Annotated in this window: 14 protein-coding genes; 7 read left to right on the top strand and 7 right to left on the bottom strand. The window is 38.5% G+C overall.

The window, feature by feature from the left end; all coding sequences use genetic code 11:
• Positions 1 to 128: 128 nt before the first annotated feature.
• Positions 129 to 815 (bottom strand): glycosyltransferase family protein, encoded by a 687-nt coding sequence (locus tag ABIB30_RS11795; protein ID WP_354302238.1) that lies wholly within the window; start codon positions 813 to 815, stop codon positions 129 to 131.
• Positions 816 to 1,028: 213 nt separating this feature from the next.
• Between ABIB30_RS11795 and ABIB30_RS11790 the strand changes: the two genes are divergently transcribed.
• Positions 1,029 to 1,610: a YceI family protein gene (locus tag ABIB30_RS11790; protein ID WP_111636195.1), complete on the top strand. Its 582-nt coding sequence runs from the start codon at positions 1,029 to 1,031 to the stop codon at positions 1,608 to 1,610.
• A 107-nt stretch (positions 1,611 to 1,717) separates the two neighbouring features.
• Here ABIB30_RS11790 and ABIB30_RS11785 read toward each other — a convergent pair whose 3' ends face one another.
• Positions 1,718 to 3,760, bottom strand: coding sequence for a M13 family metallopeptidase (locus ABIB30_RS11785; RefSeq protein WP_354302235.1), 2,043 nt, complete (start codon positions 3,758 to 3,760; stop codon positions 1,718 to 1,720).
• 171 nt (positions 3,761 to 3,931) lie between these two features.
• Here ABIB30_RS11785 and ABIB30_RS11780 point away from each other — a divergent pair, with 171 nt between their 5' ends.
• Both ABIB30_RS11780 and ABIB30_RS11775 read left to right on the top strand, forming a co-directional pair.
• On the top strand, positions 3,932 to 5,209 hold the full coding sequence (locus ABIB30_RS11780) for a nucleotide sugar dehydrogenase (RefSeq protein WP_354302233.1): 1,278 nt from the start codon (positions 3,932 to 3,934) through the stop codon (positions 5,207 to 5,209).
• On the top strand, positions 5,196 to 6,200 hold the full coding sequence (locus tag ABIB30_RS11775; RefSeq protein ID WP_354302231.1) for an SDR family oxidoreductase: 1,005 nt from the start codon (positions 5,196 to 5,198) through the stop codon (positions 6,198 to 6,200). Before ABIB30_RS11780 ends, ABIB30_RS11775 begins: the two co-directional genes overlap by 14 nt.
• Here ABIB30_RS11775 and ABIB30_RS11770 read toward each other — a convergent pair whose 3' ends face one another.
• Positions 6,201 to 6,926 (bottom strand): hypothetical protein, encoded by a 726-nt coding sequence (locus ABIB30_RS11770; RefSeq protein WP_354302229.1) that lies wholly within the window; start codon positions 6,924 to 6,926, stop codon positions 6,201 to 6,203. It lies immediately after the preceding gene.
• A gap of 569 nt (positions 6,927 to 7,495) precedes the next feature.
• Between ABIB30_RS11770 and ABIB30_RS11765 the strand changes: the two genes are divergently transcribed.
• Entirely contained in the window at positions 7,496 to 7,852 is a 357-nt protein-coding gene (locus ABIB30_RS11765; protein WP_354302227.1) for a hypothetical protein, read from the top strand.
• An 8-nt stretch (positions 7,853 to 7,860) separates the two neighbouring features.
• Here the strand turns inward: ABIB30_RS11765 and ABIB30_RS11760 are convergent, their stop codons facing one another.
• Positions 7,861 to 8,376, bottom strand: a complete 516-nt coding sequence (locus ABIB30_RS11760; protein ID WP_354302225.1) for a DUF892 family protein — start codon at positions 8,374 to 8,376, stop codon at positions 7,861 to 7,863.
• Positions 8,377 to 8,505: 129 nt separating this feature from the next.
• Here ABIB30_RS11760 and ABIB30_RS11755 point away from each other — a divergent pair, with 129 nt between their 5' ends.
• Entirely contained in the window at positions 8,506 to 8,757 is a 252-nt protein-coding gene (locus tag ABIB30_RS11755; RefSeq protein ID WP_068401002.1) for a hypothetical protein, read from the top strand.
• 43 nt (positions 8,758 to 8,800) lie between these two features.
• Here ABIB30_RS11755 and ABIB30_RS11750 read toward each other — a convergent pair whose 3' ends face one another.
• Entirely contained in the window at positions 8,801 to 9,490 is a 690-nt protein-coding gene (locus tag ABIB30_RS11750) for an SOS response-associated peptidase (protein ID WP_354302222.1), read from the bottom strand.
• A gap of 17 nt (positions 9,491 to 9,507) precedes the next feature.
• Here ABIB30_RS11750 and ABIB30_RS11745 point away from each other — a divergent pair, with 17 nt between their 5' ends.
• Positions 9,508 to 9,735: a hypothetical protein gene (locus tag ABIB30_RS11745; RefSeq protein ID WP_354302220.1), complete on the top strand. Its 228-nt coding sequence runs from the start codon at positions 9,508 to 9,510 to the stop codon at positions 9,733 to 9,735.
• 7 nt (positions 9,736 to 9,742) lie between these two features.
• Here the strand turns inward: ABIB30_RS11745 and ABIB30_RS11740 are convergent, their stop codons facing one another.
• A complete protein-coding gene (locus ABIB30_RS11740; RefSeq protein WP_354302218.1) occupies positions 9,743 to 10,408 on the bottom strand; it encodes an HAD family hydrolase in 666 nt (221 codons plus the stop codon).
• An 8-nt stretch (positions 10,409 to 10,416) separates the two neighbouring features.
• Positions 10,417 to 11,742, bottom strand: coding sequence for a DUF3887 domain-containing protein (locus ABIB30_RS11735; RefSeq protein ID WP_354302216.1), 1,326 nt, complete (start codon positions 11,740 to 11,742; stop codon positions 10,417 to 10,419).
• Between the two features lie 145 nt (positions 11,743 to 11,887).
• On the opposite strand from ABIB30_RS11735, the gene dapB reads away from it, so the two are divergent.
• Positions 11,888 to 12,709 carry a 4-hydroxy-tetrahydrodipicolinate reductase gene (gene dapB, locus ABIB30_RS11730; RefSeq protein WP_354302214.1) on the top strand — a complete coding sequence of 274 codons (822 nt, stop codon included), beginning with the start codon at positions 11,888 to 11,890 and terminating at the stop codon, positions 12,707 to 12,709.

The raw sequence follows: 12,709 nt of genomic DNA, 5'->3' as shown, positions 1-12,709 counted from the left end.
GTTTAAAGAAATGTTTCAAATGATAAGAATAGTATTTTTTTTCTCAAATAAACTTCATATTAACCAATTATTAATCTTCCCATTGACATACAAAATAAAACTCCACTTAAAAAGCAGGAATCAGTATGCTAAAAAATACTGAATAGCTGCCCCGTATGGCGTTTACTTTTAAAGGATTTTTGCTGACTGATCTTTCCTGCTGAAGTATCTCTGATTAAGTGTGACATCGCTCTATAGGTATCATTCCATGATAAGGTCTGAGCAGTATTTTGTAGTGAATCGACAGAAGGAAATGGGTAAACAGAGGAATGGAATACTTTTTTACAGGTTGGTATAGTATAACTTTGTGTAAAGATCAGATCTGCTTTTTCTACCAGTTTCTTTTCCAGGATACTCATATCTTCAGGACAATGTCTGAACATGGAAACTTCATCCATGCAATCATATACAGTAATTCCAGGTTTATATTTTTTCGTAAACAATAAAGCAGAGGCTGTATAATACCAGAATGTCCAATCTTCAAGTTTTACATTTTCCAGGAATCCATCTATTAACTGACTTAAGCATTTGGTGATCTGACTGGAAGTGAGCCCAGGCCTTAAATGTGGAACCATCTTCCATAAAGTTTCTGATCTGGTTTCAAACGAGAAATAAGGATCTTCTTTTGCATCAAAAACAGGGTTTTCAAAGTAATAGACATTGCTATGCTCAGCAAATCTCAATAACAATTGCTGAGGCCGCTGTAACAAAAAGTCCCAGCGGAGATGTGAAAAGCAAAGTAAATTTTTAGGAGCCATATCTACCAATGATTTCATATTATTTAGAGAGAGATTAATTCACTCCAAATTTAAGAGGTTTATTTAATTAACCACCAGTATAAACATCCGAAATCTGGGGTCAACTACCTTTTAAGAAGGTAAGAGCTTTTAATCCTTTACTATTTTTCTGCTTCTGACGATTTTCTTACCATACATCAATACAACAACAATTTAATTATACCATATTTGTCGTATAAAAAAATTACAGACATGAAAAAATTAGTTGTATTATTATTAGCAGCATCAGCTGCACTATTTGCTTTTAAACCTGTCGGGCCTAATACCTGGACTGCAGATAAAGCGCATTCAAAATTAGGATTCGTTGTCACTCACTTAATGATCACTGATGTTGAAGGTTCATTTAAAAACTTTGAATCAACAATCACAGCTTCAAAAGATGATTTCTCTGATGCAGTGGTAACTTTAAGTGCTGATATCAATTCAGTAAATACAGAAGATGAGAAAAGAGACGGGCACTTGAAAACTGCTGATTTCTTTGATGCTGAAAAATTCCCTAAATTAACTTTCAAAAGTACTTCAGTTAAAAAATTAGCTGGTAACAAATTTAAAGTAAGCGGTTTATTATCATTACATGGTGTAACTAAACCAGTTACTTTAGATGCAACTTTAAGAGGTGTAACTACTAACCCAATGTCTAAAAAAGCTACTGCTGGTTTCAAAGTAACAGGAACTATTAAAAGAGCTGATTTTGCTTTAGGTTCAAAATATCCAAATGCAATGTTAAGTGATGAGATTACACTTAACGCCAATACTGAATTCGTTAAAAACTAATCAGGCGATCTGATTTAGCCTTTCAGCTAAATTTAAAGCTCAAAACCTAAAAAGCCGCTGCCTCCTAATGGAACAGCGGCTTTTTAGGTTTTCACGATTATACCTGTTTACCAGATTTTAACTCTTTTATCTGGTGCAAGATATAAGGAATCTCCAGGTTTCACATTAAATGCAGTGTAAAACTCCGGGATATTCCTGACAATTCCATTCACACGGAATCTTGCCGGAGAATGCGGATCTGTACCTACTTGTTTTCTTAAAGCTTGTTCTCTTGATTTGTTTAGCCAAACCTGTCCCCAACCAATAAAAACACGCTGATCACCATTAAAACCGTCCAGAACAGGAGCTGTTTTACCATTCAAACTAGCATGATAAGCTTTCAGGGCGATAGTTAATCCACCAAGATCTCCGATATTCTCTCCTAAAGTAAATTCGCCGTTTACATTCAGATCACTCAATACTTTAAAGCCGCTGTATTGTGCAACTAAAGCATTGGTTCTTTTCTTAAATTCACTTAAATCATTCTTTGTCCACCAATCACGCATCACCCCGTCTCCGTCAAAAGTACTGCCCTGATCGTCAAATCCGTGACCAATTTCGTGACCGATCACAGCACCGATACCACCATAGTTCACAGCATCTTCTGCATTCATATCAAAAAATGGCGGTTGCAGGATAGCGGCCGGAAATACGATTTCATTCAATGGTGGATTATAATACGCATTGACAGTTTGAGGAGTCATCCCCCACTCTGTACGGTCAACCGGAGTTCCCAACTTTTTCATCATACGGTTGTATTCAAAAGCTGTAGAACGGGTCAGGTTCCCATAAAGATCATTTTTAACAATTTTCAGGCTGGAATAATCTCTCCATTTATCAGGATAACCGATTTTAGGTGTAAACTTACTGATCTTTTTAAGGGCTTCAGTTTTAGTTTCAGGGCTCATCCAGTCTAGTTCTTTGATACTGGTTTCATAAGCTTTAAGCAGGTTACCTACCAAAACCAGCATACGTGCTTTGGCTTCCGGAGAGAAATGTTTCTCTACATATAACTTCCCAACCATCTCCCCTAAAGAACCGTTAACAATTCCAACGCCTCTGCGCCATTGCGGACGTTGTTTTGGTATACCATTTAATGTAGTCCCATTGAAATTGAAATTCTCTGCATCAAGCGCAGTGTTCAAAGCACCAGCAGCACCTTTAACCAGGCTCCATTTCAGATAGGTTTTCCAGGTAGCAAGTGGCGTATCTTTAATGATCGCATTCAGATCTTTGGTATAAGCTACCTGGGCAACGACAATACTGTCCGGATTCTTTACACCTGCTTCAGTCAGCATACCTTTCCAGTCATAATCCGGCATTAAAGTGTTCAGCTTACTTACCGCATATTTGTTGTATAAACCCGCCATATTCCTGGTTTCTTCTTTCTTCATTTGTTTAGAAGCCAGCAAAGTTTCCAAAGCCATAATCTCTGATGCTTTTGGTTTAGCTTCAGTAACTCCTGCAAGTGTCAGCATTTTTTCAATATGCGCCACATATTTTGTTCTGATCTCTTTAGACTTCGCATTATCAGTAAAGTAATATTCTCTGTCCGGAAGACCTAAACCACCTTGCCAGGTTAGCAACATGTAGTTTTTAGGATTTTTAAAATCTTCAGTAACCGCAACGCTGAACGGTACCATATTGCCTATTTTATTTGCATAAGCGAAATAAACTGCCAGTTCTTTTTGGTTTTTAATACCATCGATCTTTTTGAAATCAGCAGCCAAAGGTTTTACGCCAACTGCATCTCTTGCAGTCATATTCATGTAAGAGCCATAAAGGTCTCCTATTTTCTGTTCTTCAGAACCGTCTGCAAATTTCCCTGATGCGGCTTTCTCTATAATTTCTTTGACATCTTCCTGAGCTTTATCATTGATCAGGGAGCTGATACTTGCAGAAGGTTTGTCTGCAGGGATTTCCGTTTTTTTGATCCAGGTCCCGTTCACATATTCCATGAAATTATTTCCCGGAACAACTTGTTTATCCATGTTTTCAAGGATAATTCCCGATTTAGGATCTCCTGTGGAATGAAAGGATTGGAATGCCGCCAAAACCAGCAGGGAGCCTGCGATGATGGGTACACCCAAAGAGAGTTTTAAATTATTCATCTGTTATCAGTTAGTTTAACCAAATCTACTAAGAAACCATTTCTAAATTTGCATCTAATTATAATTCTTTATGATCTGAGCTCCGGCAGCTTTATTAATGCTTAAGATTCAGTTTTATTTCAATAAATTGCGCCCTGTTTGTTGAAAAACAAGCAGAATAGAAGATTATAGATGACAAGGATTGACAAAGACACACCTATAGCCGTTATTGGCCTGGGCTACGTTGGTTTACCACTGGCAGTAGCTTTTGCCCGGTATTTCAAGGTGACAGGCTTCGATACTAAACAAAAACGCATAGCAGAACTCCATACCGGTTACGATAGCACGCTGGAAATCACTGAAGCACAATTATTGGACGTCAAGTCTGATTTATTATTCAGCAATGATATCAATGCTTTACAGCAGGCCCGTATTTATATCATTACCGTACCTACTCCTATTGATAAGTTTAATCATCCTGATTTATCTGCTTTGTATAAGGCAAGTGAAACAGTTGGTCAGTTTTTAAAAAAGGGAGATATAGTAATTTATGAGTCGACGGTTTATCCGGGAGTGACCGAAGATGAATGTGCGCCGGTACTGGAACGTACTTCGGGACTTAAATTCAACGTTGATTTCCATTGCGGGTACTCTCCTGAAAGAATTAACCCCGGAGATAAGGAACATACGCTGACCCAGATTTTAAAAATCACTTCTGGTTCTACACCGGAAGCTGCAGACCAGGTAGACGAATTGTACCGCACCATTATTACAGCTGGTACTTACAGAGCCCCGAGTATTAAAGTTGCGGAAGCAGCCAAAGTTATTGAAAATGCACAGCGTGATATTAACATTGCCTTTGTCAATGAGCTGGCCAAGATCTTTAATCTGATTGGTTTGAATACGCTGGATATATTGGAGGCTGCAGGTACTAAATGGAATTTTCTGAATTTCAAACCAGGACTTGTAGGTGGGCATTGTATTGGTGTTGACCCTTATTATCTTGCTCAAAAGGCACAGGAAGCTGGTTATCATCCAGAAATCATCCTCGCCGGCAGACGCTTGAATGATGGAATGGGACAATATATTGCCGACGAAGTGATCAAATTGATGGTGCGCAAACAAATACAGGTTACAGGCAGCGAAGTCTTGATTTTAGGCTTTACTTTCAAAGAAAACTGCCCGGATGTACGCAATACAAGGGTAATAGATATCGTAACACGTTTAAAGGAGTACCATGTAAATGTTTGTATTCTTGATCCCTGGGCTGATCCTGCACATGTTTACCAGGAATATGGTATTACTTGTCAGAATGAAGCAATTAAGGATCGTCAGTTTGATGCTATAATTGGTGCTGTTGCGCATACTGAGTTTGAAGAGCTTGATGTACAGCAGCTGTGTAAAGAAAATACAGTAATATATGATATAAAAGGGATGTTACCTGCAGAACTCACTCATGGAAGACTCTAACTATCAACTTTATACTACCCCCTATCATAACCAGGATCTGAGTAAATCTTCTTTCCTGATTACTGGAGGAGCGGGTTTTATCGGGTCAAACCTGGTCAAGTACCTTTTAAAATACGGTGCCGGACAAGTACGTGTACTGGATAATTTATCTACTGGGTTCAGGAAGAACCTGGAAGAGTTTGAAGCCAATCCTGCTTTTGAATTTATCAATGGTGATATCCGTGATCCCGCTACCTGTCTGTCGGCTTGCAAGGGAATTGATTATGTAACGCACCAGGCAGCATTAGGTTCTGTACCGCGTTCTATTAAAGATCCTTTAACAACCAGCCAGGTTAACATAGAAGGCTTTTTAAACCTGCTGGTCGCAGTTAAAGAACAACAGGTGAAGAGAATGGTCTATGCAGCGTCTTCTTCTACCTATGGCGACAGTAAGGAATTACCCAAAACAGAAGAACGTATCGGCGCTCCCCTTTCTCCTTATGCAGTCACTAAATTAGTCAATGAGCTGTATGCGGATGTTTTCAGAAAGACTTACGGAACTGATAGTGTAGGTTTAAGATATTTTAACGTTTTCGGCCCTAATCAAGATCCCGGAGGCGCTTATGCAGCAGTTATTCCACTATTGATGAAAGCAGTCCTGACTGGTTCTGCACCTGTTATTAATGGCGATGGTAGCCAGACCAGGGATTTCACTTTTATTGAAAATGTAGTACAGGCGAATATTAAAGCCTTATTATTTGCTGGTGATGTTCCGCATACTATTTATAATGTAGCTTATAGTGAACGGATTTCGCTAAATGAGCTTTGGGCCTTGATAAAGAAACTCCATGGTACTGACCCCGGACAGACTTATGGTCCATCCAGGGCAGGAGATATTCATGATTCACTGGCAAATATAAACAGGATCAAAGAAGACCTGGGTTACGCTCCTTTATATGATGTAGAAAAAGGTTTGGAGTATACTTTGAATTGGATGCGGAATAGCTCATAGTTAATCTTCATAGCGCTCTGCAATTTTCCTGGTAATAATCTTCTCTACTGATCTCCAGTAAAATCTGGCCATCATATCTTCTACTCTGCGCATCACTTCTGGAAACTCATAGCCACTGATGATGTAATTATCTTTTGCAAACAGTTTGAATAAGAGTCTTTGTTTACGTTCATTGAGCTTCCGCAGCGTTACATTGGGCATGTATTCTCTATGCATTGCATAGTTCTCTGCAAGATCGGTTGTGATTAAACCAGTTTCGGGGTCCTTATACAAAAGAATTTCCCTTGAATTCGTGATTGCAGAAAAGCAAAACCGGCTGTACAAATCGGGATGTAATCTATCGTTATGCTTATTTAAAAACCTGGTGACTTCCAGGACCAGTTCAAAGCTGCCATCAGGAAAATTCTGAACAAATTCTTCTTTGAAACAGATAAACAGGTTTTCGGCCAGCCGCTCGCTATTAAATATAGCTAAACAAATCGACAATGCCGCGGTATAAGAGGCATTCTGGCCGAGCTCCCCCCATTCAAAGCTACAATCATAAAATGGACGCAGCACTGTAGCAGTTTCCGGAAATATTTCTAAATGATTTACCCATAGCCTCCTGATGGTTTTAACGGGTACTGATAGTTTATTGGAAACGGAGACTGTTCCTTTAATATGAAAAACTTTTTCTGGCAGACCGATGTCCCATTTCACTGTTTTAGATCCTATATATTTATTCATAAGCGCTTTTTAATTCAGAAATAAAAGAGAATAGAAAAGGCGTGGCGGCCAGCTTTTACGCGTTGAACCAGGAGAATTTTGCCGGCCGCACACCCCATTTCTTAATCAAGGTAATTGGTGTTTATACGGAGCTGCGGTGCAAATAGACGGATTCTGGAAAAAGAACAGGGTCGGCTACTTGCCCGTTTAATGTAACAGAGGTTCTGGTAAACCTATATATTTTTTGCAAAATATACCCTACAATAAACTTAAGCAAGCAACCGACCCCATATTTATAGGTTCAGGCTGCTTGACTTATCTCGTAGGGTATTATATGAAATTTACCAGATTTCTGTTACGAGGCTCGTCAAGCAGTCCTTCATTTCAATTGAAGAACTGCAAAATTATAAATTTGTATCAATCTATATTCTATCGCATAGTATTAATTTAAATAAGTAAACAAATTTGTAGAGTAATTATTCAAATAAAAGTATAATTCTACATTATAAATACTAATATCAACATAATTGTAGAATTATACTAATAAAATGTAGAATATTCTTAAACATTATTGGTTTACCTTGTTTTTAGTGAAAAAAGAGGATATTAAGAACCATAAGGGTGAGCTTTTAGATGCCATTGTCCGTACATCGGGGATGACGATAACGGCTGTAGCTAAAGCTGCAGGATATGACAGAACTAGTTATTATAACCATATCCTGGAAGCTCAATTACCTTATAAAATAATCTCGAAATACGGAAAAGCACTTAGACATGATTTTTCTGGTGAATACCCTGAAGAGAAAACGGTTCATACCAGCAATTCTACAGACATCATCAGTTATGAAGAAATGGAAAAGGAAAGAAACTATTGGCGTGATAAATATTATACGCTAGCAGATAAAGTTCTTGATAAATTTACAAAAGATAGCTTCGGTGAGCTATAGTAAATCGATTATCCAGATTCACTTTGTGCTGCTGGATTTATAAATTCAACTGCAATTTTCGTTAAATAAGCATCAGCAGCTTTCTCCTCAGCAAGACAATCTTTTAAGAGCATTTTAGCTTTTGGATAATCCAGTTCTGCCAGTAAGGAAATTAAACTTCCATAACTTGCTATTTTGTAATGCGCAATCAGTTGAACAGCATAAATTATTGCCGCATCTCTCAATGCAGTACCGGTTTCTACTGTTTTCACTATAGAGGCAGCCTTATCGCTTAAAATTTCGATAATATTGCATTTTCCCTCTCCTGCTTGCTGGTTCATGCTCTCAAATACCATATCCAACCGCTGTACATGCAAATTGGCCTCTTCCGATTGTGCGATTAATGCGCGTTGCAATTCTTCAGTAAATGCGGCTATAGATAGTGCTGCGGCACAATTAACTAGTTTCTTTTCGGCTATATACAAATCTTGCAAACACTGAATAAAGAAATCTTGCAAGCCTTGCGCTCTGAGTTGATCTACCATAAGGCAATGATTTAATTTCTTTTAGGAACGGATCCTATAAGGATTAACGGTATTAAAACAATCAGAACTCAGAAAAGTTTACGTAAATCACTTTTAGTTCCATAGCTTTGGAGACATTTAAAATTCATTATGGCAGTATTACATAGAAAAGAAGAGAAAATAGAAGTTGTGCTAAGTAAGCTTCCAAAAGATTATACAGATGAACAATTTGTGGAAACTTTCATCCAGCTTTATTCAAAAGACTGGGGAAAGATCAAAGCAAATTACATTAAACAATCACAGGATAAAGAGCCTGGAACAATTATTACTATGCCTAAGCCAGAATTGTACTTAAAAAGTGTTTTAACAGTTTACCTGGAAAACAGAGACAAGAAAGGTTAGAAAATATAGGATAGAAGTATAAGTGAATTCATTTATACTTCTATCAATTGATTGCCTGCATCAGCTCGGGCCGGTTATTAATTACCCCTTTGATCACCGTTGCATTTACAGCTTTGTCTACTCTGTAGCAATCCATCAATTCATCCGGATAGGCTTTGCAAAGATTCAACAGATCGGGAGTTCCCAGATCTTTACTCAGCCAAAGCGCTTCGTCTTCCCTGCTGAGTATAACCGGCATTCTGAATTTAGGCGCATGGACTTTGCCCACGGTTTCATTAGCCTGCGTAGTCATAATGGTAAAGGAACGGTAGATTTCGCCTGAAAACTGATCTTTCCATTGGCTCCAGAGTCCAGCAAAAGCAAATAAATCCCTGTCCTTCACTACAAAACGATAAGGCAAAGTTTCTCCGGTTTTTTTGTCCCATTCATAAAAGCCATCTGCCAGCACTAAACAAGTTTTACGGTGTGTAATCAGCGGTGCGAACGTTTTCTTACCCATGATTTCTTCGGAACGTGCATTCAGTGTAGAAAAGTCCAGTTTAGTACTTTGGGCCCAGTACGGAACAAGTCCAAAGTGCATCAGTTGTGCGGTGTCTGGTTCATCAGCAGTAATCACCAATCCTTTTTGCGTCGGTGCAAGGTTATAGTTAGGTTTGTAATCGGCAGGAAATTTGACCTGATAACGGATTAATAATTCCTTTTGGGCTTTAGTAAGGGTATAGCGTGCACACATTTTTATATCTTTGCGTAATGAGTTATAAAGTAACCAAATTTGAAGTTAATTTTGAGGGTAAATCTGTTCCGGTCGCAGTACATTCAGTTACCGATGGTGAGGAAACAAATCATATCGTTTCTATAGATGACCATGAGAATTTCGAAATCAAAATGACTAAAGAAAACAAATGGAAGGCTGATAATGGCACAGGAATCAACGAAGATCTTCTTGATTTAATTACCGCTCATTATCAGGCTCCTTAATTGCGCATCAGATCAGTTCATTTGCTTTGATATAGGCTGTAGCCGCTCTGAAGTCTTTAAATATCCGGTCAGCGCCGGCAAGCTTTACATGACTTTCTTCTTCACCCTGGATGGCAAAACAAGTTAACTCAGCATTCTTAGCCGCCAGTAACCCGTTTACCGTATCCTCAAACACCAGGCATTCATTTTTAGGAAATCCAATTCCCTGAACAGCAAGATTATAAGATTCCGGATCTGGCTTACTTTTAGTCACATCGCTCCTGGTCACTAATAGTTTGAAATATTTTCCAAGTCCGTTTTTCTTAAACAATTCGTCTACATCAGGTCTTTTACTCGCTGTAACCAGGGCCATAGCAATACCTTTTGATAAAAAGAAATCCATTGTTTCCTCTACATAGGGCATCAGCTCAATAGTACTTGTCCTTAAGCGCTCATTAGTTAGTTCTTCTTTTCTTGTGATCAGCACCTCCAGAGGCGATGCTATTTCATATAACTCTTTTAACCTTTTAGCATTTCCCGGCAAAGGGATACCAGCAAAGTTCCTAAGGAAATCTGAGTATTCGAGCTGAATATCAGATTCGGCCAATATCTCATTCCATACCCGGTAATGAAAATGTTCTGAATCTACAAGTGTACCGTCTAAATCAAAAAGTAGTGCTTTAAATTTCGTCATCAACAGGGTTATTTTTTACTATTTAATTTTATCCAGGCCACAAGGTCGTTAATAAATGTTTCAGATACGCTCGATGCTGTTGCATATTGACTAATATCCCCTTTTTCGACCTGAGAACTTAGCAAATGGTTCAAATCAGGATATAATTTCAAGGTTACATTCTTCTTTTTATTCAATGCAGCATCCCATAACTCATAATCACGGGTTGAAACCTGGAAATCGTTCCCTCCTTGTACAATCAGTATACGTTGTTTGTTTATTTTTTTTGCAGTTTCAACCTGGTTATATTTATTCAGGTCGATCCAATAAGATACTGGCAGACCTAAAATCGCAGAGTCTGGTTTCATATTACCTAAAGCAACCAATCTGGTTCTGTCAAGCTCTTTATTTAGCTCAGCAAACTTTACTTTAGTGGCTTGTGTGGTATCTTTTGATGCATCAAATACAGCTTTCTCCTGCTCAGCAATTAAATCTGTAAAACTTCTGGCTGGAGCAGCGGCTAGTATTAATCCACTTAACTCAGGTGTTAATGCAGCTATTTTAGGAGCTAACATTCCTCCGAGGCTATGCCCCATCAGGTAAATTTGTTTTTTATCAATATCAGGAATTGTAGCAGCCAAAGCTACTGCCGCCACCGCATCATCAAGCACTTCTTCCTTCACTGTGAATGCTTTTCCAAATTCACCGCTATAAATCCTTGTTCTTTTGACATAACGTATGCTGGCTATTCCTTTTGCAGCAAAACCAGCAGCAAGATCTTTGAAAGGCTTGTTCGGGCCTACTGTTTCATCCATATCGCCAGGCCCTGAACCATGTACCAGAACTACAATTGGAAAATTCTTTGTGTTTTTTGGTGTGGTTAATATGCCAACCAGGCTGTGCCCGGGAGTCTTTACATAAATTTCTTTTTCTGCATATAAGGTAGTATCTGCGTAAGCAGGATTCAGATATTTTGCTTCTGATTTATTGGGCGCAGGAGTAAAACCGATCATATTTCCGGCTTTATTGTAGATCAGTCTGAAACCCTGCGTAGCATTCGCGAATTTCCCGTCCACAATAACAATAAAAAAGTCACCATTAACTTTACTTTCAACACCGTTGGCAGATTCAAACTTCCCTAGTTTCTCGTTAAAAACATCCCAAAGTTTCTGTAAATCTCCGACAGAAATTTTTGAGGATACGCTTGGATCAAAATATGCCTGTGCTTCGGTAAATTTCTTTTGATTCATCAGCTCAAAAAAGTCCGTAGAGCGGTTAAACAGTTTAATAATATCTTGCGAAAATGACAAGGTAGAGAACAGCATTGCAAAGATTAGTAGCGTAATTTTCTTCATGTAATTTATATGGCTTTAAAATCAAAGCTAACATATTTTTGACTTAAATATCACGCTCTCCATGAAAAAATCAAGTACCTTGGAGTAAGTGTATTTTACTTATTACTTAACTGAATTACGCCCTTTATTATTTGAACTTAGAAATATGACAAAGAAGAAAAAAATACGTGTATGTGTTGCTGGAGCAACTGGCTGGGCCGGTTCAGAACTTTGTAAAGGGATTGTTTTAACAGCCGATCTTGAATTGGTTTCAGCAGTATCGCGTAAAAGTGCAGGTAAAGATTTGAATGAATTACTGAACTTATCTAACAAGCAAAACATTCCGGTTTTCGGAACAATAGAAGAGGCTTTAACTATTCCCTGCGATGTTTTAGTAGATTATACAAAGCCTGACATTGCAAAGCATCAGGTGATTACAGCCATTCAGCGTGGAGTTAATGTTGTCGTTGGGGCATCAGGACTTTCTGATGCAGACTATGAAGAGATCGGTACGGTAGCTGATGAAAACAAACAGTCTGTACTGGCCGTTGGGAATTTCGCAATTAGTGTGGTATTGTTAAACAAGTTTGCAGAAATGGCCGCGAAGTACATGCCGAACTGGGAAATTATTGATTACGCGAGTGATACCAAGGTAGATTCCCCAAGTGGAAGTACGCTGGAACTTGCAAACAGGTTAGCTAAGGTTAGCGCATCCAACAAGACTATTCAGATTGAAGATACAAAAGGAATTAAAGAAACCCGTGGTGCAGACATCAATGGAATGCAGGTACATGCGGTAAGGTTACCTGGTTATGTAATTGCGCTGGAAACTATTTTTGGAATGGAGGATGAAAAACTGATCCTTAAGCATGAAGCTGGGAATAGTGCAAAACCTTATGTTCAGGGAGCTTTATTGGCCATCAGGAAAGTTGATACTTTTACTGGTTTGAAAAGAGGTTTGGATAATGTGATGGACTTTAATTCATAA

This window comes from Pedobacter sp. UYP1, assembly GCF_040547305.1.
Classification (GTDB): Bacteria; Bacteroidota; Bacteroidia; order Sphingobacteriales; family Sphingobacteriaceae; genus Pedobacter.
This window is presented reverse-complemented; position numbering and strand designations above follow the sequence as displayed.

What these genes read in the sequence shown, in the direction of transcription:
- ABIB30_RS11735 (WP_354302216.1), bottom strand. Translation starts at nt 11,742, where the DNA reads ATGAAGAAAATTACGCTACTAATCTTTGCAATGCTGTTCTCTACCTTG.
- ABIB30_RS11745 (WP_354302220.1), top strand. Translation starts at nt 9,508, where the DNA reads ATGAGTTATAAAGTAACCAAATTTGAAGTTAATTTTGAGGGTAAATCT.
- ABIB30_RS11750 (WP_354302222.1), bottom strand. Translation starts at nt 9,490, where the DNA reads ATGTGTGCACGCTATACCCTTACTAAAGCCCAAAAGGAATTATTAATC.
- dapB (WP_354302214.1), top strand. Translation starts at nt 11,888, where the DNA reads ATGACAAAGAAGAAAAAAATACGTGTATGTGTTGCTGGAGCAACTGGC.
- ABIB30_RS11795 (WP_354302238.1), bottom strand. Translation starts at nt 815, where the DNA reads ATGAAATCATTGGTAGATATGGCTCCTAAAAATTTACTTTGCTTTTCA.
- ABIB30_RS11785 (WP_354302235.1), bottom strand. Translation starts at nt 3,760, where the DNA reads ATGAATAATTTAAAACTCTCTTTGGGTGTACCCATCATCGCAGGCTCC.
- ABIB30_RS11780 (WP_354302233.1), top strand. Translation starts at nt 3,932, where the DNA reads ATGACAAGGATTGACAAAGACACACCTATAGCCGTTATTGGCCTGGGC.
- ABIB30_RS11755 (WP_068401002.1), top strand. Translation starts at nt 8,506, where the DNA reads ATGGCAGTATTACATAGAAAAGAAGAGAAAATAGAAGTTGTGCTAAGT.
- ABIB30_RS11790 (WP_111636195.1), top strand. Translation starts at nt 1,029, where the DNA reads ATGAAAAAATTAGTTGTATTATTATTAGCAGCATCAGCTGCACTATTT.
- ABIB30_RS11740 (WP_354302218.1), bottom strand. Translation starts at nt 10,408, where the DNA reads ATGACGAAATTTAAAGCACTACTTTTTGATTTAGACGGTACACTTGTA.
- ABIB30_RS11775 (WP_354302231.1), top strand. Translation starts at nt 5,196, where the DNA reads ATGGAAGACTCTAACTATCAACTTTATACTACCCCCTATCATAACCAG.
- ABIB30_RS11770 (WP_354302229.1), bottom strand. Translation starts at nt 6,926, where the DNA reads ATGAATAAATATATAGGATCTAAAACAGTGAAATGGGACATCGGTCTG.
- ABIB30_RS11760 (WP_354302225.1), bottom strand. Translation starts at nt 8,376, where the DNA reads ATGGTAGATCAACTCAGAGCGCAAGGCTTGCAAGATTTCTTTATTCAG.